Origin of the sequence: Archangium gephyra (genome assembly GCF_042230915.1) — a bacterium.
Taxonomy (GTDB): domain Bacteria; phylum Myxococcota; class Myxococcia; order Myxococcales; family Myxococcaceae; genus Archangium; species Archangium gephyra_B.
Genome location: NZ_CP102578.1, coordinates 3942198 through 3967466 on the forward strand (window position 1 = coordinate 3942198; position 25269 = coordinate 3967466).

A 25269-nucleotide genomic window follows, 5' to 3' on the forward strand; every position below is an offset into this window, starting at 1 on the left:
CCTCTCCCCCTACGCCCAGGCGCTGCTCCAGCCGCGCGCGCTCCGGGGCCCCGCCATCTCACGCAGCCGGCGCACCCGCTCGGGGATGGGCGGGTGGGTGGAGAAGAGGTGCATGATCGCACCGCCGGAGAGCGGATTGACGATGAAGAGGTGCGAGGTGGCCGGCGCCCGGTCGTAGGGCATCAGCTCCGCGCCCCGCTCCAGCTTCAGCAGCGCATCCGCCAGCGCATCCGGATCTCCACACAGCTCCGCCCCCGTCGCGTCCGCGCCGTACTCGCGCGAGCGGCTCACCGCGAGCTGCAGCAGCGTGGCGGCGATGGGCGCCACCAGCAGCACGCCCAGGTTGCCCAGCGCGTGGCCCAGGCCTCCCTCCTCGTTGTCATCCCGGCTGAGCAGCGAGCCGCCGAACCAGAAGAGCATCTGCGCCGCGTAGCTGATGACGCCCGCCAGCGTGGCCGCCACCGTGCCAATCAGCGTGTCTCGGTTCTTCACGTGCGCCAGCTCGTGCGCCAGCACGCCCTCGAGCTCCCGCTGATTGAGGATGTCCACGATGCCCGCCGTCACCGCCACCGCGGCATGCTCCGGGTTGCGGCCCGTGGCGAACGCGTTGGGCGTCCGGGTGGGCAGCAGGTACAGCTTCGGCTTGGGCATGCCCGCGCGCGCCGCCAGCCGCTCCACCATCTGGTGCAGCCAGGGCGCCTCGGCGTACTCCAGCGGCTGCGCCCCGTGCATGGCCAGGGCGATGCGATCGCTGAACCAGTACGAGCCGAAGTTCATCACCACGACGAAGAAGCCCGCGACGGCGAGCCCCCGCGGGCCCCCCAGGCGCTCGCCGACGAACAACATCAGCGCCGTGAGTCCCGCCAGCAGCACCGTCGTCTTCAGCGCGTTGCTCAGCCGGTGGCCCCAGCCGCTTCCGCGCACACCCCCCTGGGGCATCGACGATCCATACATCCCGCCAGCGCTCATGACGTTGCCTTGCCTTTCCTTTCCCCTCTCGGGTAACGGGCTCAACGTAAGCAGGCGGAGGGACGCGTCAAACGCGCGGGCAACGCTGGCGGAGGCTAGAGGTAGAAGCGGTCCACCACGCCCGCGGTCCGCTGGAGGATGGCGCTCCAGCCCACCCAGCCATCGATGGGCCCCTTGTCCGCCTGGGACTCGGCCCCCAGCGCCCCCAGCGAGCCCGTACACCCCTGCACCGTGCCCAGTCCGGACTCGCGCACGTGCTCCAGCAACTGGCGCAGCGTGGGAATGCGGCGCGTCTCGAAGCGGTCCGCCACGTCCTCGCGCGGGGGCTGGAAGTCCGGCTCGTCCAACCGGCCCTGGAGGAAGCGCTCCAGCGCCCACCAGAAGAGGTACACTTCCGCGCGCCGGCCCGACGCCACCGCCGCCGCCGCGATGGACAGCCCCTGGTGCACCCGATCGTAGTCTCCGCTGTGCAGGAAGATGACCACCTTGGGCGCGGGAGTACTCACGCCGCCCTCATACCGTCCGCCCTCCCACCCGTCCACCCGCACTCCCCGTCCAGGCTCGGGCAACAGCCGTGGCTTGCGCCTGCCTGCCCTACTTGCTAGGGAATCAAGGATAACGGACACTCTCGACGGTTTTGTAATTTTCCAAGCACATGGTTCTTAAAGAGGGCAGGCGGGACGTCATGGATGAGGCGACGGCGAAGCGCAAGGACGCCCACCTCGACCTGTGCGCGACCGGGGACGTCGAGCCGGCACAGAACACCACGCTGCTGGAGTGCGTGCGGCTGGTGCACTGCGCGATGCCGGAGATGGCCGTGGAGGAGGTGGATCTCTCCACGGAGTTCCTCGGCAAGAAGCTGCGCCATCCGCTGCTGATCACCGGCATGACCGGTGGCACGGAGCGGGCCGGGGTGGTGAACCGGGACATGGCACTGCTGGCCGAGCGGCACGGGTTGGCCTTTGGCGTGGGCAGTCAGCGCGCCATGGCGGAGAACCCCCAGGCAGGGGAGTCGTTCCAGGTGCGGCAGGTGGCGCCCACGGTGCCGCTGCTGGGCAACATCGGCCTGTACCAGGCGGTGGGGCTGGGCGTGGACGGCGTGCGGCGGCTGGCGGACGCCATTGGCGCCGACGGCATGGCGCTGCACCTCAACGCCGGCCAGGAGCTCACCCAGCCCGAGGGCGATCGCGACTTCCGCGGCGGCTACAAGGTGGTGGAGGGGCTGGTCCGCGCCTTCGGCTCGCGCCTGCTGGTGAAGGAGACGGGGTGCGGCATCGGTCCCGAGGTGGCGCGCCGGCTGGTGGAGCTGGGCGTGCGCAACCTGGATGTCTCCGGACTGGGTGGCACCTCGTGGGTGCGGGTGGAGCAGCTGCGCGCCACGGGCGTGCAGGCCCAGGTGGGCGCCGAGTTCTCCAGCTGGGGCATCCCCACGGGAGCGGCCATCGCCACCGTGCGGAGGGCCGTGGGCCCGGACGCCCGGCTGGTGGCCTCCGGCGGACTGCGCACAGGACTGGACGTGGCGAAGGTGCTCGCCCTCGGCGCGGACGTGGCCGGCATGGCGCTGCCCCTGTTCCGCGCGCAGCAGCAGGGCGGATTGGCAGGGGCCGAGCAGGCACTCGCCACCATCCTCGCCAGCCTGCGACAGGCACTCGTGCTCACGGGTAGCAGGAACTGCGCGGAGCTGCGCCAGAGACCCCGCATCATCGTGGGGGAGTTGAAGGACTGGCTCGCGGCACTGTAGGGATTATTCCCGCGGCTCCGAATCGCCTTCCGTAGTGGAGAAACGACGAATGTCTGAATCGCTGACGTCCCGGTTGTCTGGCTTCCACAAGCTGTCGATGGTCGAGCGCCACGAGAAGCTCTCCCAGATGCTGGGCCTGGACGAGATGGACCTGGCGCAGCTCCAGGGCATCAGCGCCCTGCAGCCGGGTCTGGCGAACAAGATGATCGAGAACGCCGTGGGCACGTTCTCCCTGCCGCTCGGGCTGGGGCTGAACCTGCAGATCAACGGCCGCGACTACCTGGTGCCCATGGCGGTCGAGGAGCCGTCCGTGGTGGCGGCGGTGTCGTTCGCCTCGAAGATCGTCCGCGAGGCCGGTGGCTTCAGCGCCGAGGCCGATGATCCGATCATGATCGGCCAGGTGCAGCTCACCCGGTACGGGGATCCGACCGAGGCGACCAAGCGCATCGTCGCGGCCAAGGAGGCCATCCTCGCGCTGGCCAACAGCTTCCATCCGTCCATGGTGAAGCGCGGCGGTGGCTGCAAGGACATCGACGTGCGCGTGCTGCCGGCCCCCGAGGGTCCGCGGGGCGAGCCGCTGCTCGTGGTCCACCTGATCATCGACACGCAGGAGGCCATGGGGGCCAACCTCATCAACACCATGGCCGAGGGCGTGGCGCCGCTGCTCGAGCAGCTCACCGGCGGCAAGGTGTTCCTGCGCATCCTCTCCAACCTGGCGGACCGGCGGCTGGCGCGCGCCATGTGCCGCATTCCGGTGGAGCTGCTGGCGGACTTCGACATGCCGGGCGAGAGCATCGCCGAGGGCATCTACCAGGCGAGCCGGTTCGCGCTGGCGGATCCCTACCGGGCGGCGACGCACAATAAAGGCATCATGAACGGCATCGACTCGGCGGCCATCGCCGCGGGCCAGGACTGGCGCGCCATCGAGGCGGGCGCGCACGCCTTCGCCTGCCGGGATGGGCAGTACCGGCCGCTGTCGACGTGGCACGTGGATGACGGGCACCTGGTGGGCCGCATCGAGCTGCCCATGGCGCTGGGCATGGTGGGCGGTCCCATCAAGATCCACCCGGGCGTGCAGGTGGCGATGAAGATCCTGCGCGTGGAGTCGGCGCGCGAGCTGTCCATGGTCTTCGCGGCGGTGGGACTGGCGCAGAACTTCGCGGCGGTGCGCGCGCTGGGCTCGGTGGGCATCCAGAAGGGCCACATGGCGATGCACGCGCGGTGCGTGGCGGTGACGGCGGGCGCGCGCGGCGACTGGGTGGAGAAGATCGCCGAGCTGCTGGTGACGGCGGGACACGTGAAGGTGGAGAAGGCTCGGGAGATCATCGACTCGCTGTCGGAGACGGACTTCCGCGCGGCCACCGGCACCGACGGGTAACCATCCTCTCCCACGGGGAGAGGGCTGGGGCGAGGGGTCTTCCTCCCGCCCCGGCCATGACAGGACATCATGGACACGAACGACACTTCCTCCTTGACCGGCTTCGGCGCGGGCAAGGTCATCCTCCTGGGCGAGCACAGCGTGGTGTACGGCTACCCGGCGCTCGCGGGCCCGCTGTCGCGCGGCGTGACGGCCAAGGGCGAGCCGGCGAACAAGTGCCAGCTCGTCATTCCGGATGCCCTCATGCCCGAGCAGCGCAAGGTGCTGAAGGCGGCCTTCGCCCGTGCGATGGCGGCGTGCGGCGAGCCCGGGGTGAAGGTGTCGTTCGACACGGACCTGCCTCTGTCCATGGGCCTGGGCAGCTCCGGAGCGCTGTCGGTGGCGTGCTCGCGCGTGCTGCTGCAGGCGGCGGGGCGCAAGGGCACGGCCTCCGAGGTGGCGGCCGTGGCGTGGGAGATGGAGCAGGAGTTCCACGGAACGCCGTCGGGGGTGGACCACACGACGAGCGCCATGGAGCAGCTCATCCTCTACCGCCGCAAGCCGGGCGCGGAGCAGGGCCGGGCCAAGGTGGTGGAGAGCCCCAAGGCGGTGAAGCTGGTGGTGGTGATGGCCGGCGCGCGCAGCCCGACGAAGCAGACGGTGGGCGCGCTGCGCGAGCGCCAGAAGCGCTGGTCCGAGCGCTACCAGCGCATCTTCCGGGAGATTGGCCTGCTGGCCTCCGAGGGCGCCGAGGCGGTGGAGGAGGGCGACCTGGAGGCGCTGGGGGACGTGATGAACGTCAACCACGGCCTGCTCGCGGCGCTGGGCCTGTCCTCGCCGGGCCTGGATGACATGGTGCACCGGCTGCGCAACATGGGCGCGCTGGGCGCCAAGCTGACGGGAGCTGGCGGAGACGGTGGCGCCGTCATCGGCCTCTTCCAGGATACGGGGCCGGTGGTGCACGAGCTGACGCGGCTCGGCATCCGGTGCTTCGACAGCCAACTCGCGGGCCCGCGCGCCGAGGGCACCCGGGGGGCGGCATGAAGGCCACCGTCCGGGCACACCCCAACCTCGCGCTGGTGAAGTACTGGGGGAAGCGGGATGACGCGCTCATCCTCCCCCACCAGTCGAGCCTCTCCATGACGCTGTCCCCGCTGTCCGTGCGCACGACGGTGGCTTTCGGCGTCGGCTCGGCGGACGAGGTGGAGCTCAACGGCTACGTGGCCAAGGGCAGCGAGCGCGACCGCGTGCTGCGCGTACTGGACACGGTGCGCGCCGAGGCGAAGGGCGCGAAGCTCGGCCCGGCGAAGATGGTGTCGCGCGGGGACTTCCCGGCGTCGGCGGGCCTGGCGAGCAGCGCGGCGGGCTTCGCGGCGCTGGCGGTGGCGGCACGCGCGGCGGCGGGGCTGCCGGCGGACCCCCAGGCGGCGAGCATGCTGGCCCGGCTGGGCAGTGGCTCGGCGTGCCGCAGCGTGCAGGGCGGCTTCTGCGAGTGGATGCGCGGCGAGCGCCCGGACGGCACGGACAGCTACGCGGTGCAGCGCTTCGACGAGAAGCACTGGCCGGAGCTGCGCATGGTGGTGGCCATCGTCAGCCGCGACGAGAAGGAAGTGAAGTCGCGCGACGGCATGAAGAACGCCGTGGAGACGAGCCCTTACTACCCGGCCTGGGTGAAGGACGCCGAGGCCGAGGTGGTGCGCGCCCGCGAGTTCCTCGCGAAGAAGGACCTGCAGGCCCTGGGCGAGATGTGCGAGCGCAACGCGTGGAGGATGCACGCCACGTCGCTCGCGGCGGATCCGCCCCTCTGCTACCTGATGCCCAAGACGCTGGAGCTGATCCACTCCCTGCGCGAGCAGCGGAAGAAGGGCGTGCCGGTGTGGTTCACCCTGGACGCGGGGCCCAACCCCTGCATCCTGACGGACGCGGCGCACGAGCTGGCGGCGGAGGCGGCGGCCATGGCGTGCGGGGCCACCGAGGTGGTGCGGTGCGTGCCGGGCGGTGACGCGACGCTGCTGGCGGAGCACCTCTTCTGATGGAGCGCGCGCTCTCGGCCCCTGGGAAGCTGTTCGTGGCTGGCGAGTACGCCGTGCTGTGGGGCGGCGTGTCGCGCGTGGCGGCGGTGGGCCCGCGGACGGCCGCGCTGGTGCGCCGGCGCTCGGACAGCCAGGTGCACGTGTGCGTGGAGGAGGGGACGCTGGCGGGGCGGACGACGCCCCGGGGCGTGAAGTGGGAGCGCGAGGTGCCGCCAGGCTTCTCCTTCGTGGCGCGCACGCTGGACGAGGCGCTGCGGCTGCACGGGCGTGAGTCGGTGGGCTTCGACCTGGCGGTGTCGCCGTCGGCGGTGGATGCCAACGGGCGCAAGCTGGGCATGGGCGGCAGCGCGTGCGCCACGGTGCTGGCCGCGGACGCGGTGCGCTTCGTGCTCGAGGAGAAGTTCGACGCGCTGAAGGTGGCGCTCGTCTCGCACGCGGCGGCGCAGGGCGGGAAGGGCAGCGGCGGCGACGTGGCCGCGAGCTACGCGGGCGGCGTGGTGCGCTACCGGCGCTACGAGGTGTCGGCGCTCATCGAGGCGTCGAGCGCGGGCGGCTACCGCGCGGCGCTGGATGCGGCTCCCACGGTGGACGTGTGGCGCATGCCGGTGCCCAAGCTGTCCCTGGGCTATGCCTTCACGGGGGAGAGCGCCTCGACGCGCGTGCTCATCTCGCAGGTGGAGGCGAAGATGGGCGAGGCGGGGCGGCGGGCCTTCGTGGAGCGCTCGGACGCGCTGGGGCACGAGATTGAAGTGGGCCTCGGGGGCGGGGACTTCCGCGCCTTCTCCGAGGCCGTGCGCGATCAGCACGCGCTGCTCCAGGAGCTGGGCCCGCTGGAGACCGAGCCGATGCACCGGGTGCTGGCGATGGCCTTGGCCTACGGGTGCGTGGGCAAGCAGTCCGGCGCCGGAGGCGGGGACGGGTGCATCCTGTTCGCCCCGGACGCGGAGAAGCGGGCCGCGCTGCTGGAGGGCATCCGCGCGCGGGGCTTCCACACGCTGGAGCTCGACGTGGAGCCCGGCGTGCGTGGCGAGGCCCAGCCGGACGCGCGGCTGCGCTCGTGGCTCGACGCCCTGCGGTGAGCCGGGGACGTCCCCTCTCCCTTTGGGAGAGGGCCAGGGTGAGGGTCTTTCCTAGGCGTGCACTTCGCGGTTCGGGCGGAGCCTGAGCTGCCCGGCCCGTCTGACCGGCGCGAGCGACAGGACCGCCACGGCGAGCCCCACGATGATGTTGTGCGCGGTGGGGACCAGCTGGTCGTTGTAGCCGAGCGCGAATGGCGAGGCGGCGAGCCACAGGCCGAGCGCGGTGTCGACGAACCGGACGGCCGGGATGGAGTCGGCCACCAGCACGAAGAGGAAGAGGCAGAGGCCCACGGTGACGGTGTTGGCCCGTGCCTGCGGCGAGTCGAAGCCGAGGATGAGCGGCGCGATGATGAGCCAGAGTGACAGCAGGAGGTTCGGCCAGCGAGCCCTCATGGGGGCCTCCTTGCAACGGGGGGTTCCAGACAAGGTGGGGCGTGCTCCGCAGGGCCCGCAAGGCAGGTCATGGGCCATGGGAGGGGAGCGAGGCTGCGTCCGTGAGGAGCTGCTTCCTCGCGAGGCTGTGTGACGAGCGGCTGCCCTGCTGACTGGTTCCGCTGCGGAAGAGGGCACGCGGAGTGGCCGGGAGGGGGGCCTTCCTTGGTTTGGCCGCTCCGGCTAAGCAGGCACATCCCCTGTATTCGGAGTGCCATTTTGGTTTCGAGATCCTTCGTTCTTCGTACCGTCGCCGTCGCCTTCCTGTCCGCGTGCAGCAGCAGTCCAGGTCCCCAGGGAGAGACCGGGCCTCAGGGTCCCCAGGGTCCCGCGGGTCAGGCCGGCACGCCGGGTCAGCCTGGCACCGCGGGCGCTCCGGGGGCCGAGGGCCTTCGGACGCTGGTGGTGACCGCGGCCGAAGCTCCGGGGACCCTCTGCGCCACGGGCGGTGTGCGGTTCGTGGTGGGTGCCGATGCCAATCGCAATGGCACGCTCGATGACGCGGAGATCGACTCCACGCTCACCCGCTACATCTGCAATGGCACCCAGGGACTGAAGGGTGACAAGGGCGACACGGGCGCCATGGGCCTGGATGGGCTGAGCACGCTGGTGGCGACGTCGGATGAGCTGCCGGGCTCCAACTGCGAGGCGGGTGGTACCCGGATGCAGGTCGGCCGCGATGCCAACCGCAACGGCACACTCGACGGTGCGGAGGTGGAGGCCTCGCACACCCGCTACGTCTGCAAGGGCATCCAGGGCGTGAAGGGCGATAAGGGTGACACGGGTGCTACCGGCGCTCCGGGCGCGAAGGGTGACACGGGCGATAAGGGCGACACGGGGGCGAAGGGTGACACGGGCGGCGCGGGCGCGAAGGGCGACAAGGGTGACATGGGGGCTACCGGCGCCCCGGGGGCGAAGGGCGACAAGGGCGACACCGGCCCCATGGGCCCTCCGGGCGTGATGTACGTGCGCACGAAGGTGGTCAGCCCCGGTGCCACCGATGCGGAGAGTGGAGCCGCGCTGCGCGCCGCCATCGACGGCATCACCGATGGCAAGACGTGGCGGGTCAAGGTGGAGCCGGGTGTCTACGACCTCGGGGCCACGCCGCTCGTCCTCAAGCCGGGCATCCATCTCGAGGGCTCCGGTGAAAAGCTCACCACCCTGCGCTCCTCTACCGCCACGCAGGGGACCGTGGTGGGGGCCTCGGGCGCGGTGCTGAGCTCGCTGACCGTGGAGAACATCGGCGGCGGCACTCGGGCCTATGCCCTCTACAGCGTGGTGACGGACTTCGACTTCCACGACCTCGTCGCCATCGCCCGGAATGGCTCCGATCGGTCATGGGCCATCGTCCTCAGTACCGCGCAAGGTACTTTCGAGAATGTGCGCGCCTTCGCGTACGGCAGCGGCAGCAGCTACCCCAGCGCCTTCCGCTGCTATTCCTGCTCGGTCAGTCTCATCGAGTCCCAGGCCGAAGCCCAGGGCGGCGCGCAGAGCGTCGGTGTCTACGTGGCCACTGGTACCGTCTACCTGCGCAACGTGACGTCCAAGGCCACCGGCGCCACCGACAACTGGGGCGTGTACACCGATGGCGACGCGTCGCTCGTCAATGTGGAGGCCATTGGCGCGGGCGGAGCTCGCAGCACGGGTTTCTTCGTGGGCGAGGGGAACGGCACCGTGCGCAACAGTGTCCTGTCCGCCAGCGGCGCGACGGAGGCCAATGAAGGACTCAGCTCCTTTACGGATTTCGCCACCTACGGCGTGGTCCGCACCATCACCGTCCACAACTCCGTCATCTCGGGCACGTCCGCCAGCGTCTACCGCCAGCGGTACTTCGACGTGCGCATCGGCCAGTCGCAGCTCAGTGGTCCCGTGACGCAGCGGACCACCGACCCCACCATGGGCAAGTACACTTGCGTCGGGACCTACGACGGGGCTTTCGTTCCGACCGCCTGCCCCTGAGTTCCAAGGCGGGTGGGGCGCCGGAGTCTGGGAGGTAGATCATGAGGAACATGTCCCACCACCTGTTGCTGCTCGTATCGCTCGCCGCCCTCCTGGGATGTCCGGGAGGGGCGGTGGCGGGTTCCCCCGCGCCTCGTCCGCCCTCGAAGGAGGAGCGGGCCCGCTACCCGTGGCTCTCCGCCGAGCGCTCCATCCGTCCGCTCGCCGAGGCCATTCCGCCTCCGTCCGGCTACTCGCGTGTGGCGGTCGAGGACGGGTCCTTCGGGGCGTGGTTGCGCGGCCTTCCGCTGCGTCCCCCGGGCACCCCGGTGCAGGACTTCGGAGGGGCGGACATCCTGCCCGGCGACCATGCCGCCCTCGCGGCGGTGGCCGAGCTGGATGTGGGCTCGGCCAACCTCCAGCAGTGCGCGGATTCCATCATCCGCCTCCATGCCGAGTGGCAATGGTCCCGGGGCCAGAAGGAGCGCATCGCCTACCGCTTCACCAGCGGGCACCTGGCCTCCTGGACGCGTTACGCGGCGGGAGAGCGCGCCCGGGTGTCCGGCTCCAACGTGTCGTGGGTGAAGAGCGGGCCGGTGGATGGCTCGCGGGCCTCGTTCCGCGCGTACCTGGACCTGGTCTTCACCTACGCGGGCACGCTGTCCCTGGCCGCCGAGCGGCAGCGTCCCAAGCGCGCGGACGTGCGGCCGGGTGACTTCTTCGTGCTGGGGGGCAGCCCGGGGCATGCCGTGTTGGTGCTGGACGTGGCGCGCAACGCCGAGGGCCAGCGTGTGGCACTGCTCGGCCAGGGCTTCATCCCGGCGCAGGACTTCCACGTGCTGTCCCCGGCCGAGGACGGCCCCTGGTTCTCGCTGGAGGGTGACGAGGTGGCGACGCCCTTCTGGAAGCCCTTCCCCTGGTCCTCGCTCCGACGGTTCCAGGTGCCCTAGCCCGCGCGCATGCTCCGCGGGCGAGCAGCCCTCTTCGTCTGCCCGTGCCCCGCTACACCGTTTAGCTTGAAGGTGTCATGTCCACCGGGCTGAAAGCAGGGCGTGCTTCCACTCCTTGGCGGCCCGTGGCCATCTACGCCGTGGTCGCCGGGTTGTGGATCCTTCTCTCCGATGTGCTCCTCGCGGGCGTGGTGAGGGGCCTGGGCGCTTTCGTCCAGGTGCAGGTCCTCAAGGGCTGGCTGTACGTCGCCGCCACCTCGGTCCTGCTGTACGCCCTCATCCGCAAGGACACCGCGGCCCTGCGCGAGTCCGAGGCCCGCCACCGGGCGAGTCTGGAGAGCATGGCCGACGCCCTCTTCCTGGTCGATTCCCAGGGGCGGATCGTGGAGGCGAACAAGGCCGTGCTGACGCTGTTCGGGATGGAAGCAGGCGGCATGCCGGAGGCGCTCGAGCGGTTCATCGAGCTGCTCGACATCCGCCATCCGGACGGACGCCCGGTGCCCTGGGACGAGCTCCCCAGCCAGCGGGCCCTGCGTGGCGAGACGGTGCGCGAGGAGGAGCTGCTGGCCCGGCATTCCAACGGAGGGCTGCTCCACATCAGCGCGACGGCTTCCCCGGTCGCCACCGAAGCGGGACGCGCGCCGGAGCTGGCCGTGGTGGTGCTGCGCGACCTGACCGCGCTCAAGCGCCTGGAGCGGATGCGCGACGAGTTCATCTCCACCGCCGCCCACGAGCTGCGCACGCCCATCACCACCATCAAGGGCTATGCCCAGCTCCTGGACCGCTGGACGCCCGGCGGGCACGAGCCCCGGGAGGGCAAGGCCTTCCGGATCCTCAACCGCCAGAGCGATCGGCTCACCCAGTTGGTGCAGGAGCTGCTCGAGGTCTCCCGGCTCCAGCTCGGTCGGCTCGCGTTGCGGCGCCAGCGCTTCGAGCTCGGGGAGTTGGTGGCGGACGTGCTCGAGCGCATGCAGGGCGTGTCCTCCCGGCACCAGCTCCTGCTGCACCAGGAGGGCCGCGTCTTCGTGAACGCGGACCGCGAGCGGATCGATCAGGTGCTGGTCAACCTGTTCGACAATGCCATCAAGTACTCGCCCGAGGGCGGAGACATCGAGGTCCGGGTGTCGGCCCGGGAGGGCACGGGGGTGGTGTCGATCCGGGACCCGGGCATGGGCATCCCCAAGGAGCGCCAGGGCCAGCTCTTCGAGCGCTTCTACCGCGCCCATGCCGGGCTCGAGACGGACCGCGGAGGCATGGGCATCGGCCTGCACCTGTGCGAGCAGATCATCCAACGGCACGGCGGCCGCATCTGGTTCGAGAGCGATGCGGGGAGGGGCTCGACCTTCTCGTTCTGCCTGGCGCTGGCACAGCAGGCCGAACAGGAGCAGAAACAGGAACACGAGGCGCGGGTGTGAACCCGGGGGGCGTGGCACCCTCACCCCGTCCCTCTCCCGGGGGGCGAGGGGAAGTAGCTCAGAACATGTGGCCGAAGTTCAGGTAGATGCGGTGACGGCCCGACTCCGGGGACATGGCCCAGTCGAAGCGCACCACCGCGGCGCGCCGGGCCAGCCGCAGGCCCGCTCCCACGCCCGGGTGCCACTTCCACCACGCTCCGTTCTCCACACCCGGGTGCCACACGCGCCCCAGGTCCACGAAGGCCACCGCTCCGGCGATCACCGGCGCGCCGAACAGGTTGAAGTCGAAGGCCCGGTAGCGCAGCTCCGTGTTCGTGAAGGCCTTGATGTTGCCCGCGAAGCGGTTGCGCTCGATGCCGCGCACGCTGCTCATCCCGCCAATGCCCTCGGAGGTGCTCACGCCGCCCGTGTTCACCCACTCGAAGAAGGGCACCTGGCCGAAGAGCATGTCCAGCGTCAGCCGCTGCGCCAGGATGAAGCGCGGGCCCAGTTGCCAGTAGCGCCGCTCGCTCAGCGTCACGCCCGCGTACTGGTAGCGGCTGCCGGTGGCACTGCCCGACACGCGCAGGCCCACCTCCTCCACACCTCCTCGTACCGGATCCGCCTCGTTGTCGCGCGTGTCCCAGAGCACGCCCGCGGTGAGCTGCCCCGTGGCTCCGCCCTGGATGCCCACCGGCTTGAGCTGCTCCAGCACCGAGGCATCGAACGGATCCACCTCCGTGTAGCGCCACGAGTAGCCCACGTAGGACTGGAAGGGATGGGTCTCTCCCCAGGGACGGCCGCGCAGGCGGAACCACGCGCCCGGCGAGTTCTTCGTGTAGTTGAAGCGCTCCTGGTTCTCGTCGCCGTTGAAGTCCTGAGCGGACACGTTGCCCGCCCCGTAGAAGGGGCTGCGCAGCTCGCGGCGGTACTCCAGGCGGAACTCCAGGCGCATGGGGCCGATGAGCCGCGGCCCGTCGTAGCGCAGGTAGTGGCTCTGCTGACCCCGGCTGGTGAACATCGCCTGGAGGGAGATGGCGTGCCGGTAGGGGATGTAGCCGGGTGAATACAGGTAGGCGCCGGCCACGCCGCCATACGTGAAGCCCTGGTCCGAGTTGTAGCTCACCAGGGGGATCGCGATGGCGTCGATGCCCTTCTCCTTCTTCGGCGGCTCGGCGGGAGCGGAGGCCGCGGTGGTGGGAAGGGCGTCGGGCGGGGCGGCCGTGGCGGTGGCCAGCGTCGTCAGCAGCAGCGCGGTCGTGAGCATCACCGCTCAAGGTGGCACGCGCAGAAGGGGCGGGACCATCTTGACGTTCGGGCGGCCTGCCCGGCTGGTTGCCCTCCAGCGGACCGCCCCGGAATGCACGGCTGGTGCCCTCTGGGGTGCGCATCATCTGGAGCGCATCCTGGTGCTGGGGGGAGGGGAGAAGAGACCGTGAAAGAAGTCATCAACCCGCAGTTGCAGGCGTGGGCTCGAGACTACGTGTGGCGTGTGGGGTCGAAGGTCGGCCCATTGTCGTCTTCACGCCGTCGCAAGTTGCTCGTGGTCCACCTGGACGGTGTGCCCAAGGCCCAACTGGACGAGGCCGTCCGCACCGGGCGGATGCCCTTCCTGTCCAGGCTGGTGACCTCGGGAACCTATGCCCTGGACGGAGCGTTCTGGGGCTCGCCTGCCTCCACGCCCTACTTCCAGGCGGGCTTCCTCTACGGCCTGCGCCATCCCAACCTGCCGGCCTACAGCTGGTTCGATCGGGAGCTCGGCCGCAAGGTGCAGATGAACACCCCCACGGACACGCTCGCCGTGGAGTCGCGGCTGGGTTGCCGCCCTGGCACGAGCCTGCTGTCCGGTGGCGGGCACACGTACTTCTCGCTCTTCCAGGCCGAGGCCAACAACCGCCTCTGCATGAGCTCGCTGGCCCGCTACAAGGTGATGGTCCGCAGCCTCAAGTACGAGATGGAAGGCATCGTCGCGGCGCGCTCGCAGACGCCGCTCTCGTACCTGCGCTCGTTCGGGCGCGACGCGTGGAACTCCTTCACGGAGATCTACCGCTGGGGCCGGCAACTCCGTGACTGGCGCCATGAGAGCGGCTTCCTCGTGAGCCGCGTCTTGCTGCAGCGGCTCGGGTGGAGCTTCGCCCATACCAAGGCCCTGGTGGACATGGTGCGCGGCGTGCCCGCCGTCTACCTCGTCTACGGCAACTATGACGAGGTGGCCCACCGCCGCGGCCCGCGCTCGGCCCTGGCACTCGGAGAGTTGCAGCGCGTGGACGCCTACCTCGCCGAGCTCTACGCCGTGGCCCAGACGGTGGAGCCCGGCTACGACCTCGTCTTCCTCACGGACCACGGCCACGTGGACAGCCACCCCATCGAGAAGCGCGGAGGCCAGCGCTTGGAGGACATCCTCCTGCGCGGCGCGCCGTTGCCGTTGCCCGAGGACATCGCACGGGCGCTGCTCGACGGCCGCCCGCACCCGGTGGACGCGCCCCATGCGCCGCAGGAGCCGGTGGTCATCGAGTCCGGCAACTTCTCCCACGTCTACCTCACGCGCGAACTCGAGCCGCTCGAGGCCGCGCAACTGGTGGCGCGCCACCCGGAGGTGCTCGCGAGGGCCATGGGCCATCCGGACATCGCCATCGTGGCGATGCGCCGGGGTGACTCGGCGGTGGCCATCATCGGGGGAGGGGTATACGGGCCGGAGGAGATCGACAGCGCGCCGCTGGATGCGGAGTTCTCGCGCCGCGCGGTGGCGGACTTCCTGCGCGAGCTGCCCCACATGCCCACCGCGGGAGACCTGGTGCTCTACGGCCAGGCGGTGTCCAAGGGCGGCACGGTGGGCTTCGCCTGGGAGTTCGGCTCGCACGGCGGCCTCACGCGCACGGAGACGAACAGCGTCATCTGCTGGCCGAGGAATCTCCCGGTGGACCTGTCCGGGCTGAGCCACGTCACGCAGCTGCACGAGCGGCTGTCCGAGGTGTACCGCGACGGGCCCCGGCGCGTGGTGCTCCCAGAGGAGAGGTGGGCGGAGGCGACATGAAGCGCCGCGCCGGCCGGACGTTCCTCAAGGCGCTGGCGGTGGTGGTGGGGGTGGTGCTTTCCGTCGCCCTCATCTCCAGCGTCTTCTTCCGGTTGAATCCGGGGGGGGACGGGCCGCTGCTCGTCCCACGCTTCCCGATAGAGAAGCTCATCCACGACCTGCCGGGCCACCTGCGCTGGCTCATCCCCTTCATGCTGCTGTCCGCGGCCATCATCCCGCTGCGGGCGGTGCAGTGGCAGCGGACCCTGAGCAAGCCCGTCCCCCTGCTCGAGCGCTACCACCTGGTGGCCATTGGCGCCTTCACCCACAACGCGGTGCCCGGGAAGCTCGGGGACGTCATGCGCTCGTTCCTGATGTCGCGCACCCAGCGGATTCCGTTCCTGCAGTCGCTGGGCTCGGTGCTGGTGTGCAAGCTGCTGGAGTTCGCCGCGTTGATGGGGCTGTTGGCGGTGTCCTTCCTCGGGCCCTTTGGCGAGACGATGTCCGGGTTCGCCGGCCCGCTGCGGATTGCCGTGGGGGTGTGCGTGGGACTGGTGGTGCTGGTGGTGCTGCTGGCCCACTACGCGCTGCCGCTGGCCCGCGTGTTGGAGCGCAAGCACCGGCTGCCGCGGGCGCGGCACCTGCTGGGGCACGTGTCCGAGGGGCTGGGCACCGCGCGCAGCTTCCGAGGCATGGCCAAGGCGCTGGTCTTCTCCGCCGGGCCGGTGCTGGCGCCCGCCATGGCCTACGGGCTGGCCCTCCGGGGCATTGGTGTGCGCGGGGGCCTCTTCGCTGGGGCCGTCATCCTGGGCGCTATCGCGCTCGGCCAGGTGCCCGGGGTGCCGGCGGGCACGGGCATCTACTTCGGGGTGACGAGCGGGGTGGCGAGAGGCCTGCTGGGGGCCACGCCCGAGGACGCGGCGGCCTTCTCCATCCTCACCTGGCTGGGCACCATCTCGAGCCAGGTGCTGGTGGGGGCGCTCTCCGTCCGCTTCCGAGGCATCCGGCTGAAGGACCTCCGCAAGGGCGGCAGCCTGGCGCGCGAGGCCACCAGCCATGTGGCCCACGAGGCGGTGCAGCCCGTCCACACCCCCGGCTGACGCGGGAGGGTGCCGGAAAAGAAAAAGGCCCCCGGCTTTTCAGCCGGAGGCCTTCTTCAGTGCCCAGGAGAGGACTCGAACCTCCATGCCCTTGCAGGCGCTAGACCCTGAATCTAGTGTGTCTACCAATTCCACCACCTGGGCAGGCGGTGCTTTTCGCTCAGCGGTGCGTTGCGTCGCGTTGACGGGAGCGGTGTATAGATGCCTGAACCGGCCCCGTCAAGCACATGTTTCAACATCACTTCTTCAACGGCCATTTCCCCTCGGATTCGAGCCGGCGCCGGACGGCGGGGTTCTCATCCATGTAGGCCGTGAGGGACTCCTCGGTAATCTCCACGAAGACTTCCTCATTCCCCACCTCGGTCTGGCAGGACAGGCGGGAGTACGGGCGGACGTCGAAGCCCATGTCCAGCCGGTCCATCTCCTGGTCCGTCTGTTCGGAGAGCGACTCGAGGCCCTTGCGCACCCAGATGTGGCAGGTGGAGCAGGCGCAGACCCCGCCGCAGGAGTGACCCACCTGGGCGCCGGCCTTCTCGGCGGCGTCCAGCAGGGTGGTCCCCGTGGTCACCTCCACGGTGACGTCGTCCAGGGGGCTCTTGAAGTGGACCTTGGGCACGTCAGAACTCCTCGACCGAATGGCCCGCGACGACCTTCGTCAGGGCCTGGTTCATCACCCGCTCGACGAACGGCTTGCACATGTCGTCCAGGGCATGGATGGCTTCCTTGAGGACGAGGTAGTCGTTCCCCTGAGCCACCTCGCGCACCTTCGCCATGGCCGCCTCGATGGCGGTCCGCTCCCCGCCCTCCAGCAGCTCCCCGTGCTCTCCGAGCTGCCGCTGGGCCTCGGTGAGGACGCGCTCGGCCTCCACCCGCTGCTCGCGCAGCTGGCGCACCTGCACGTCGTCCTCGGCGTGGTCGATGGAGTCGAGGAGCATGTCCTCGATCTCCTCGTCGGTGAGGCCGTGGCTGGGCTTCACGGTGATGGACTGGGTGGTGCCGGTGCTCTGCTCCTTGGCCGTGACGGCGAGGATGCCGTCGGCGTCCACCTGGAAGCGCACCTCCACGCGGGCCATCCCGGCGGGCATGGGCGGAATCCCACTCAGCGTGAAACGGGCGAGGCTGCGGCAGTCCTCCACCAGCTCGCGCTCGCCCTGGAGCACATGGACGTCCAGGCCCGTCTGCCCGTCCTTGAAGGTGGTGAAGACCTGGGCCGCGGCGGTGGGGATGGTGGAGTTGCGCTGGATGAGCTTCTCCACCAGGCCGCCCATCGTCTCCAGGCCGAGCGACAGGGGGATGACGTCCAGCAGGAGCACCTCGTCCTGCCGGTCCACGTTGGTGAGCAGGTCCGCCTGCACGGCCGCCCCGAGGGCCACCACCTGATCCGGATCGATGTCGCTGAGCGGCTCGCGGCCGAACTGCTCGGCCACGAAGCGGCGCACGGCGGGCACCCGGGTGGCGCCGCCCACGAGGATGACGCCATCCAGCTCCGAGGCCGTCACCCCCGCGTCCTTGAGGGCCCGGCGGCACACCACGCCCGTCTTCTGGATGAGCGGGCGGATCCACTCCTCGAAGTCCGAGCGCTTCAGCGGCTGCCGGTGCGAGCCCACGGTGAGCTCCACCTCGGGCGCGTCGGTGAGGGCCTCCTTGGCCTTGCGCGAGGCGGCCAGCACCTCGGCCACCAGCGAGGGGGTGGGGGAGGACTGGCCCAGGGTCTCCAGCACGCGCTGGGCGATGGCCCGGTCGAAGTCGTCGCCGCCGAGCGCCGAGTCACCGCCGGTGGACTTCACCTCGAAGACGCCGTCCACCAGCTTGAGGATGGAGACGTCGAAGGTGCCGCCACCGAGGTCATAGACGGCGTAGGTGCCCTGGCTGCCCTTGTCGAGGCCGTAGGCGAGCGCCGCCGCGGTGGGCTCGTTGAGCAGGCGCAGCACCTCGAGGCCCGCGAGCCGGCCCGCGTCCTTGGTGGCCTGGCGCTGGGCGTCGTCGAAGTAGGCGGGCACGGTGATGACGGCCTGCTCCACCCGGCCGGCGAAGTGGCTCTCCGCCCGGCGCTTGAGGGCGCGCAGGATTTCGCCGGACACCTCGATGGGCGTCACCGGCTGGCCGCCGGCCACCTCGAAGCGCACCACCTTGCCGCCGCTGGCGAACTTGTAGGCCCCCAGCTTGCGCGTCTCCGCGTCCTCCGGGCTGCGGCCCATGAAGCGCTTCACGGAGACGATGGTGTCCGTGGGGTGCTCGGCCACGAGCGTCTTCGCCCGCGCGCCCACCACCACGCCCCCGTCCTTCCCGTAGTGCACCACGGAGGGCAGGAGGTTGGACTCCCCCTCGTCCGCCGCCAGGCACCGGGGCTTGCCCTGGACGACGCTCGCCACCAGCGAGTTCGTCGTTCCCAGGTCGATCCCCACCGCATGCCCCTTGGGCTTGAGCGGGTCATGAATCTGCAGGTAGCCGTTCTTGCTCACGACAGCATCTCCTCCTCGAACGTCTCCACCTGCTCGAGGAAGCGCGTGAAGTACCTCACCCGTCCCAGCGCGTGCGACGCCTTTTTCACCGATGACTCGACCGGGAGGCCCTTTTCCAGGGTGCGGAGCGTGTCCACGGCCTCCTGGAGGGCGGCCTTGCGCCGGGTCTCCACGTCCCCGGCCATCTTCTGGGCCCGGTCCAGGTTCTTCGCTTCCATCGCCTCGTCGAGCGCCTCGCGCAGCTCCATGACCTCCTCGAGGAACTCGAGGGGCATCTCCTTCTGCGCTCCGGCGTCCTCCCGCTCCAGGTCCACCCCGTGCAGCTTCAACAGGTAGAAGGCCCGCTTCGTGGCGTCCTTGAGCGTCTTGTACGCGTCGTTGAGCGCCGTCGTCTGCTCCAGCGACAGCCGGCGCTCGCGCGCCTCCGCCTGCGCGAAGCGGTCCGGATGCAGCTTCAACGAGAGTTCGCGGTACTGCTTCTCCAGCAACGCCACGTCCACGTCGTACGCCCGGGGAAGACCGAAGACGTCGAAGTGGGTGGCTCCCGGCGGCCGGGCCGCGATCTTTCCGCACCCCGGGCAGAACGGGCGCCCTTGCGTGTCCTTCTCACAGTTCCAGCACTTCACTTCGGTGGCCCCTTTCCGGGGGAAAATCAAAGGGCCCGGCTTTCCTCGGCCGAGCCCCCAGTGACTCTCTCTTCCCGGGGTTCAACCCGGGATGCTCGATACCCTCACCCCGTCCCTCTCCCGGAGGGCGAGGGGATATTTCCACGGTGGGGCCTTGGACAGCGGGTCAGACGGAGAAGCTCTCGCCGCAGCCGCACGAGCCCTTCACGTTCGGGTTGTTCAGCTTGAACCCCGAGGCCATCAGCGTCGACTCGTACACGATCTCCGTGCCGAGCAGATACAGGTAGCTCTTCGGATCCACGAACACCCGCACCCCGTCCCGCTCGAAGATCTTGTCCTTCTCGCGCGGCTTCTCCGCCCACTCCATCACGTACGCCAGCCCCGAGCACCCGCCGCCCCGCACCGCGATGCGCAGCCCCGCCTCGGGCGTCTGCCGCTCCTCCAGCAGCTTCTTCAGCTGCCCCACCGCGCTCTCGTGCAGCGTGATGCCCCGCGCCGGCTTCGCGGCCGGCGCCGTCTGCGTCGGGCTCGTCTGTGTAGTCGCCTGCTCGTTCATCACGTGCCTCCTCCTTCAACCCGTTCTGCTCAGGCCTTCTGCTGCCGCGCTTCGCGCTTCTTCTTGAAGTCGTCGATGGCGGCCTTGATGGCGTCCTCGGCCAGCACCGAGCAGTGGATCTTCACCGGCGGCAGCGCCAGCTCGCGCGCCACGTCCTTGTTGGAGATGGTCATCGCCTGGTCCACCGTCTTGCCCTTCACCCACTCGGTCACCAGCGAGCTGGACGCGATGGCCGAGCCGCAGCCGAACGTCTTGAACTTGGCGTCCTCAATGATGCCCTCGTCGCTGATCTTCAGCTGCAGGCGCATCACGTCGCCGCACGCCGGAGCCCCCACCAGGCCCGTGCCCACGTTGGGGTCGGCCTTGTCGAGCGTGCCGACGTTGCGGGGGTTCTCGTAGTGGTCGATGACCTTGTCGCTGTAAGCCATGGTGTTCCCTTACCTATATGAAGCCGTGTCACCGGGCCCGTTACCCGGCGACCGTGCCGGGGCCTCGGGCCCGCCTGCCCTCCGAGCGGGGGAGGGCCTCAGGACGCGCGCTAGTGCGCCGTCCACTCGATGCTCTTGAGGTCGATGCCTTCCTTGGCCATCTCGTACAGCGGGCTCATCTCGCGCAGACGGTTCACCTTGTCCACCATGAGCTTGATGACGAAGTCGACCTCCTCCTCGGTGTTGAAGCGGCCCAGGCCGAAGCGGATGGAGCTGTGCGCCATCTCCTCCTCCACACCGCACGCGCGCAGCACGTACGAGGGCTCCAGCGAGGCCGACGTGCACGCCGAGCCCGAGGACACCGCCACGTCCTTGATGGCCATCATCAGCGCCTCGCCCTCGACGTAGGCGAACGAGATGTTGAGGTTGCCCGGCAGCCGGTGCTCCAGCGAGCCGTTCACCGTCACCATGTCCAGCTGGTCCGTAATGCCCTTGCGCAGCTTCTCGCGCAGGCGGAGCAGGCGCGCGGACTCGTCGGCCATCTCCTGACGGGCGATCTCCGCCGCCTTGCCGAAGCCCACGATGGCCGCCACGTTCAGCGTGCCCGAGCGCATGCCGCGCTCATGGCCACCGCCGTCGATGATGGGGGCAATGCGCACGCGCGGCTTGCGGCGCACGTAGAGCGCGCCCACGCCCTTGGGGCCGTACATCTTGTGCGAGGTGACGGACGCCAGGTCGACGTGCATCTCCTCCACGTTGAACGGCACCTTGCCGATGCCCTGCACCGCGTCGCAGTGGAAGAGGATGCCCTTCTGGCGGCACAGCTTGCCGATCTCCGCCACCGGCTGCACCGTGCCGATCTCGTTGTTGGCGAGCATGATGGAGACCAGGATGGTCTTGTCCGTCATGGCCGCCTCGAGCTTCTTGAGATCGATCCGGCCGTCCTTCTCCACCTCGAGGTAGGTGACGCGCGCGCCCCCGGTGGGCATCTCGGCCCACTGGCGGTACACGGCGTCGTTGTCGAGGTCGTGCTTGATGGTCAGCTCGGCGAGGTGGTCGCGCGACACGGGCGCGCCGGTCAGCTGCGCCAGCCGCATCAGCTTCAGCTCGTCCAGCCGCTCCTGGCGGACGCGCTCCAGACGCTTGCAGGTGTCGAGCACCGCCTTGTGCTCGGTCTTCAGGGTGATGATGTGGTCACCCTTGTCCTTGTAGAACTCGACCACGCCCTTGATGGCGAGGTTGTCGGACTCGGTGGCGCCCGAGGTGAAGACGATCTCCTTGTCGGACGCGCCGATGAGGGCCGCCACCTGCTTGCGCGCCACTTCCACCGCCGCCTCGGCCTTCCAGCCGAAGGGGTGATTGCGCGACGCGGCATTGCCGAAGTCCTCACGGAGGTACGGCATCATCGCCTCCAGCACCCGCGGATCCAGCGGGGTGGTGGCGTGGTTGTCCATGTAGATGGGCAGCTTCAGCATCTCGGTAAACCTTCCGGGCGGCTGTCCGTCCGCTCGTCGTGGGGGCCGGATAACCCCGCGTGCTCTCTAGGTGCTCCTACATGGACACACCTAATGTGGACTGGACCGGTCAAATATAAAAGAGGGCCCCCCCCGGTCAAGACGACATAAGGAGCGGGCGTCCTGGTCTCTTCCAACCGCGAATCGGACCAATTCAGTCCTCTATCACGGATTGCGCCGGAGCGGGGCGCTCCACTTCGGGGCAAGTGCGCCAGGGTGGACCACCCTGATCGGCCAAGTGCGCGATTTCAGGGCACTGAGGGGTTGGCCAACAGACTGCAATTCCGGGAGTCCGAGACTTCCGGAGGGCACGCCGATGAGCACGAACGAGAAGCGCGCAGTGAAGCTGAACGCCGTGGGGGCCATGGAGCTGTCGGTGGGGGGGAGGAACGAGCTGGCGCGGAGCGGTGGGGGCGAGCCGCCGGGCGGGGGCGGAGAGGGCCCGCGCCGGTACTCGCAGGAAGGGTGGCGGGCGGGCAAGCCGGAGGAGGACCCGGAGAAGATGAAGAAGTGGGGCTTGGTGACGGCGAGGCCGAGCGAGTTCCTCATCCACATGCGGCGGGGCCGGGTGCGCGAGGTGAGCGGGCAGGGCGCCTCGTGCTTCAAGCTGCCGGGCGACGCGGTGGCGATCGTTCCCACGAGCGTGCAGCGGCTGCAGTTCACCGCGGACCAGGTGACGAACGAGAAGGTCGGCGTGCAGGTGACGGGCCTGGCGGTGTACCGGATCGTGGATCCGCTGGTGGCCTTCCGGATGCTGAACTTCTCCTTCCCGGAGCGGGCGCAGCAGAAGCTGGCGGAGCTGCTGCGCGAGATGTTCGTGGGCGCGGTGCGGCGGCTGGTGGCGAACCTGTCGGTGGAGGAGTGCCTCTCCAAGCGCAAGGAAGGCATCGCCACGGAGCTGATGCGGGAGATTGCCCCGGTGGTGTCGGGGAAGGGGAGGCCGGAGGACCGGACGGACTCGGGGTGGGGCGTGGTCCTGGACACGATTGAGATCCAGGACGTGCGGGTGCTGTCGGAGACGGTGTTCGCGAACATGCAGGCGCGCTTCCGGGAGGAGCAGGAGCGGATCGCGCGCGAGGCGGAGCTGTCGAAGGAGCGCTTCATCCAGCGGGAGGAGGCGGAGGCGGAGCGGCTGATCGCGCTGACGCGGCTGGCGACGGAGGAGGAGGTCCGGCACAAGCGGCAGGAGGCCGAGGAGCAGGCGAAGCTGGAGTCGCTGGCGGTCGAGTCTCGGGTGGAGGAGGCGCGGGTCGCGAAGGAGCGGAGCACGCGGCAGGCGCAGGTGTCGCTGGAGCGCGAGACGGCGCTGACGAAGCTGAACGCCGAGCTGGAAGTGAGGGAGCAGAAGACGAAGGCGGAGGAGGCGCAGAAGCTGGCGCTGCTGGAGGCTGAGCGGCGGATGTCGGAGGCGAAGCTGGCGCAGGAGCGGGCGCTGGCGGCGTCGAGGGCGCAGGCGGAGCTGGAGAAGCTGAAGCTGGAGCAGCAGGCGCAGACGGCGAAGCTGACGAACGAGCGGGCGGTGGCGGCGGCGAAGGCGCAGGCGGAGCTGGAGCGGCTGAAGCTGGAGCAGGAGGCGGAGGCGGCGCGGGTGGCGCACGAGCGGCAGATGGCGGCGGTGAGGGCGGAGGCGGAGCTGGAGAAGCTGCACCAGGAGCAGCAGGCGCAGACGGCGCGGCACGGGGCGATGATGGCGGTGCTGCAGCAGGAGGCGGAGCGGGCGAGGGCGCAGGCGAAGGTGGCGGAGGCGCGGTGCGCGATCGCCGAGGCGGAGCTGGCGATGGCGGAGATGGAGGCGCGCAAGGCGCGGATCACGCAGGAGCCGGAGCTGGCGAAGGTGAGGTCGCTGAAGGAGATCGACAACACGCTGTCGCCGGAGGCGATCCAGCTGGTGCTGGCGCAGCAGTTGCCGCAGGTGGCGGCGGCGTTCCAGCAGAAGATGGGGGAGGTGCACGTGACGGCGGTGGATGGAGCCAACCCGTTCGGCTACATCGCGGCGGCGGTGGAGGGCGTCATGGGCCTGGCGCGCTCGGCGGGCTTGCAGGTGCCCACGGCGGCGAAGAAGGACCAAGCGGCCTGAAGCCCACCCAAGAAACAACCCACCAGGAAACCCACCCAAGAACCACTCCCTCTCCCTTCGGGAGAGGGTCGGGGTGAGGGTGCCCGGGCCCCAGGTTGAACCCGTGTGAATCCCCTCTCCCTTTGGGAGAGGGTCAGGGTGAGGGTCACCCCGTCAAGACGTCACCGTCACAACTGGGTGAGGATCTCCGCCCCATCGCGAGTCACATAGATGGTGTGCTCGAACTGAGCCGAGCGCTTGCCATCGGCGGTGACAACGGTCCACCCATCATCCCAGTCGAGGTGCCGGATGGAGCCCATGGTGAGCATGGGCTCGATGGTGAAGAACATGCCCTCTTCGATGACGTCGGTCGCGTGGTAGTCGAAGGTGTGGTTGACCTGCGGCTCGAGGTGGAAGATCTCCCCGATGCCGTGGCCGCAGTACGACTGCACCACGCCGTAGCCATAGTGCTTGGCGTGCGCCTCGATGGCCCGGCCGATGACGTTGATGGGAAGCCCCGGCTTGACGGCCTCGATGCCGAGCATCATGCACTCGCGAGTCACGCGGAGCAGCTGCTCGGAGGCGGAGTCGATCTTCCCCACGGGGAAGGTGGCCGAGCAGTCCCCGTGCATCCCATCGAGGTAGATGGTGATGTCGAGGTTGACGATGTCCCCGTCCTCCAGGGGCCGGCTGTCCGGGATGCCATGGAGGATGACCTCGTTGACCGAGGTGCAGAGGGACTTGGGGAAGCCGTGGTAGTTCAAGGTGCTGGGGTAGCCGCCGCGGCGGATGTACTCCTCGTGGGCGAGGGCATCGATGGCATCGGTGGTGACGCCCGGCTTCACGGCGGCGCCGGTGATCTGGAGGACCTCGGCGGCGGCGCGGCAGGCCTTGCGCATGCGCTCCAGACGGGTGGCGGGATCGCCCTTCACGCCGGGGCCGGGGCGGCCCGTGTCGGCGTAATCGGGCCGGGGAATATGGGCGGGGACGGAGCGGCGGGGACTGACGGCGCCGGGCCGCACACGCCGGGCGGCGGGAGCGGGCGCGCGGGCCTGCGAGTCCTCGCCGCGGTGGCACTTCTTGTACTTGTTCCCGCTGCCGCACCAGCAGGGCTCGTTGGGACCGGGCAGCTTCGCGGGGGGCGCGAGGGTCGTGCTGGTGGATGTGTTCATGTCCGTGCTTTCTCCGTCAGGTGCCGCCGACGCCCCCCTATCTACACCTCGGGAAACCCAAGGGCTCATGCGATTTGCGCATCGCCCTCACGTCCCCGGAGGGTAGCCGTGGCAACCGCTCACTCCCAGGCTCGGTATTCCCGGTCAGCGGCGCTCGGTCTTCTCGCTCTCCCTCGGAGTCTCGCCGGAGCCGCCCAGGCCCTCCTGGAAGCCCTCCTCGGCCTCCTTGGCCGTCTTGCGCGCTTCCTCGGCGGTCTTGCGCGCGTCCTGGGCCGCCTCGTCCACCGCCTGCCCGGCCTTGCGGGCCTCGTCCCGTACCGTTCGTCTCCCGCGCTCCTCGCAGCCTACCGTCAGGCCGGCCGCCCCGAGCAGCCCCGCCAGCGTGAGCGCCTTCCATCCGTACCGCATCGCCTGCCTCCTTCACATGAAGTGTTCCGCTCCCCGTCCCG

Annotated in this window: 23 protein-coding genes and 1 tRNA gene; 11 read left to right on the forward strand and 13 right to left on the reverse strand. The window is 69.8% G+C overall.

The window, feature by feature from the left end; translation table 11 throughout:
* Positions 1 to 9 precede the first annotated feature (9 nt).
* The gene (locus NR798_RS15910) at positions 10 to 969 is read right to left on the reverse strand and encodes a zinc metalloprotease HtpX (protein WP_375772320.1); all 960 of its coding nucleotides are present in this window, start codon (positions 967 to 969) and stop codon (positions 10 to 12) included.
* Between the two features lie 95 nt (positions 970 to 1064).
* Positions 1065 to 1475: a hypothetical protein gene (locus NR798_RS15915; protein WP_375772321.1), complete on the reverse strand. Its 411-nt coding sequence runs from the start codon at positions 1473 to 1475 to the stop codon at positions 1065 to 1067.
* 179 nt (positions 1476 to 1654) lie between these two features.
* Between NR798_RS15915 and fni the strand changes: the two genes are divergently transcribed.
* From fni to NR798_RS15940, 5 genes are all read left to right on the forward strand, one after another.
* The gene (gene fni / locus NR798_RS15920; RefSeq protein ID WP_375772322.1) at positions 1655 to 2710 is read left to right on the forward strand and encodes a type 2 isopentenyl-diphosphate Delta-isomerase; all 1056 of its coding nucleotides are present in this window, start codon (positions 1655 to 1657) and stop codon (positions 2708 to 2710) included.
* A gap of 49 nt (positions 2711 to 2759) precedes the next feature.
* A complete protein-coding gene (locus NR798_RS15925) occupies positions 2760 to 4088 on the forward strand; it encodes a hydroxymethylglutaryl-CoA reductase, degradative (RefSeq protein ID WP_375772323.1) in 1329 nt (442 codons plus the stop codon).
* A 69-nt stretch (positions 4089 to 4157) separates the two neighbouring features.
* On the forward strand, positions 4158 to 5111 hold the full coding sequence (gene mvk / locus NR798_RS15930; RefSeq protein ID WP_375772324.1) for a mevalonate kinase: 954 nt from the start codon (positions 4158 to 4160) through the stop codon (positions 5109 to 5111).
* Positions 5108 to 6100: a diphosphomevalonate decarboxylase gene (mvaD, locus tag NR798_RS15935; RefSeq protein WP_047856571.1), complete on the forward strand. Its 993-nt coding sequence runs from the start codon at positions 5108 to 5110 to the stop codon at positions 6098 to 6100. The genes mvk and mvaD overlap by 4 nt, the downstream gene beginning before the upstream one ends.
* Positions 6100 to 7179: a mevalonate kinase gene (locus tag NR798_RS15940; protein ID WP_375772325.1), complete on the forward strand. Its 1080-nt coding sequence runs from the start codon at positions 6100 to 6102 to the stop codon at positions 7177 to 7179. The genes mvaD and NR798_RS15940 overlap by 1 nt, the downstream gene beginning before the upstream one ends.
* Positions 7180 to 7230: 51 nt before the next feature.
* Here NR798_RS15940 and NR798_RS15945 read toward each other — a convergent pair whose 3' ends face one another.
* The gene (locus NR798_RS15945; protein ID WP_375772326.1) at positions 7231 to 7572 is read right to left on the reverse strand and encodes an SPW repeat protein; all 342 of its coding nucleotides are present in this window, start codon (positions 7570 to 7572) and stop codon (positions 7231 to 7233) included.
* 444 nt (positions 7573 to 8016) lie between these two features.
* Between NR798_RS15945 and NR798_RS15950 the strand changes: the two genes are divergently transcribed.
* The 3 genes from NR798_RS15950 to NR798_RS15960 all read left to right on the forward strand — a co-directional run bounded on the left by NR798_RS15950 (position 8017) and on the right by NR798_RS15960 (position 11914).
* Positions 8017 to 9570 carry a hypothetical protein gene (locus tag NR798_RS15950; protein ID WP_375772327.1) on the forward strand — a complete coding sequence of 518 codons (1554 nt, stop codon included), beginning with the start codon at positions 8017 to 8019 and terminating at the stop codon, positions 9568 to 9570.
* A gap of 50 nt (positions 9571 to 9620) precedes the next feature.
* A complete protein-coding gene (locus NR798_RS15955) occupies positions 9621 to 10499 on the forward strand; it encodes a DUF4846 domain-containing protein (RefSeq protein ID WP_375773774.1) in 879 nt (292 codons plus the stop codon).
* A 125-nt stretch (positions 10500 to 10624) separates the two neighbouring features.
* Positions 10625 to 11914, forward strand: coding sequence for a sensor histidine kinase (locus tag NR798_RS15960; RefSeq protein ID WP_375772328.1), 1290 nt, complete (start codon positions 10625 to 10627; stop codon positions 11912 to 11914).
* A gap of 58 nt (positions 11915 to 11972) precedes the next feature.
* On the opposite strand, the gene NR798_RS15965 is transcribed toward NR798_RS15960, so the two are convergent.
* Positions 11973 to 13160: a BamA/TamA family outer membrane protein gene (locus NR798_RS15965; RefSeq protein WP_375772329.1), complete on the reverse strand. Its 1188-nt coding sequence runs from the start codon at positions 13158 to 13160 to the stop codon at positions 11973 to 11975.
* A gap of 168 nt (positions 13161 to 13328) precedes the next feature.
* On the opposite strand from NR798_RS15965, the gene NR798_RS15970 reads away from it, so the two are divergent.
* Together NR798_RS15970 and NR798_RS15975 are read left to right on the forward strand one after the other, a co-directional pair.
* Positions 13329 to 14927, forward strand: coding sequence for an alkaline phosphatase family protein (locus tag NR798_RS15970; protein WP_375772330.1), 1599 nt, complete (start codon positions 13329 to 13331; stop codon positions 14925 to 14927).
* Entirely contained in the window at positions 14924 to 16006 is a 1083-nt protein-coding gene (locus NR798_RS15975; protein WP_375772331.1) for a lysylphosphatidylglycerol synthase transmembrane domain-containing protein, read from the forward strand. Before NR798_RS15970 ends, NR798_RS15975 begins: the two co-directional genes overlap by 4 nt.
* 60 nt (positions 16007 to 16066) lie before the next feature.
* On the opposite strand, the gene NR798_RS15980 is transcribed toward NR798_RS15975, so the two are convergent.
* From NR798_RS15980 to NR798_RS16010, 7 genes are all read right to left on the reverse strand, one after another.
* A tRNA-Leu gene (locus tag NR798_RS15980) sits at positions 16067 to 16150 on the reverse strand.
* A gap of 94 nt (positions 16151 to 16244) precedes the next feature.
* On the reverse strand, positions 16245 to 16622 hold the full coding sequence (locus NR798_RS15985; protein WP_375772332.1) for a 2Fe-2S iron-sulfur cluster-binding protein: 378 nt from the start codon (positions 16620 to 16622) through the stop codon (positions 16245 to 16247).
* Position 16623: 1 nt separating this feature from the next.
* Positions 16624 to 18468: a Fe-S protein assembly chaperone HscA gene (gene hscA / locus NR798_RS15990; protein WP_375772333.1), complete on the reverse strand. Its 1845-nt coding sequence runs from the start codon at positions 18466 to 18468 to the stop codon at positions 16624 to 16626.
* Positions 18465 to 19031 carry a Fe-S protein assembly co-chaperone HscB gene (hscB, locus tag NR798_RS15995; protein ID WP_375773775.1) on the reverse strand — a complete coding sequence of 189 codons (567 nt, stop codon included), beginning with the start codon at positions 19029 to 19031 and terminating at the stop codon, positions 18465 to 18467. Before hscB ends, hscA begins: the two co-directional genes overlap by 4 nt.
* A gap of 229 nt (positions 19032 to 19260) precedes the next feature.
* Entirely contained in the window at positions 19261 to 19650 is a 390-nt protein-coding gene (locus tag NR798_RS16000; RefSeq protein ID WP_375772334.1) for a HesB/IscA family protein, read from the reverse strand.
* A 29-nt stretch (positions 19651 to 19679) separates the two neighbouring features.
* Positions 19680 to 20078 carry a Fe-S cluster assembly scaffold IscU gene (gene iscU / locus NR798_RS16005; RefSeq protein WP_375772335.1) on the reverse strand — a complete coding sequence of 133 codons (399 nt, stop codon included), beginning with the start codon at positions 20076 to 20078 and terminating at the stop codon, positions 19680 to 19682.
* Positions 20079 to 20188: 110 nt separating this feature from the next.
* Positions 20189 to 21550 carry an IscS subfamily cysteine desulfurase gene (locus tag NR798_RS16010; protein ID WP_375773776.1) on the reverse strand — a complete coding sequence of 454 codons (1362 nt, stop codon included), beginning with the start codon at positions 21548 to 21550 and terminating at the stop codon, positions 20189 to 20191.
* A 358-nt stretch (positions 21551 to 21908) separates the two neighbouring features.
* Here NR798_RS16010 and NR798_RS16015 point away from each other — a divergent pair, with 358 nt between their 5' ends.
* Positions 21909 to 23669 carry an SPFH domain-containing protein gene (locus tag NR798_RS16015; RefSeq protein ID WP_375772336.1) on the forward strand — a complete coding sequence of 587 codons (1761 nt, stop codon included), beginning with the start codon at positions 21909 to 21911 and terminating at the stop codon, positions 23667 to 23669.
* Positions 23670 to 23836: 167 nt separating this feature from the next.
* On the opposite strand, the gene map is transcribed toward NR798_RS16015, so the two are convergent.
* Complete coding sequence (gene map, locus NR798_RS16020; RefSeq protein ID WP_375772337.1) at positions 23837 to 24820, reverse strand: type I methionyl aminopeptidase; 984 nt, start codon at positions 24818 to 24820, stop codon at positions 23837 to 23839.
* A gap of 144 nt (positions 24821 to 24964) precedes the next feature.
* On the reverse strand, positions 24965 to 25228 hold the full coding sequence (locus tag NR798_RS16025) for a hypothetical protein (RefSeq protein ID WP_375772338.1): 264 nt from the start codon (positions 25226 to 25228) through the stop codon (positions 24965 to 24967).
* Between the last annotated feature and the right edge of the window lie 41 nt (positions 25229 to 25269).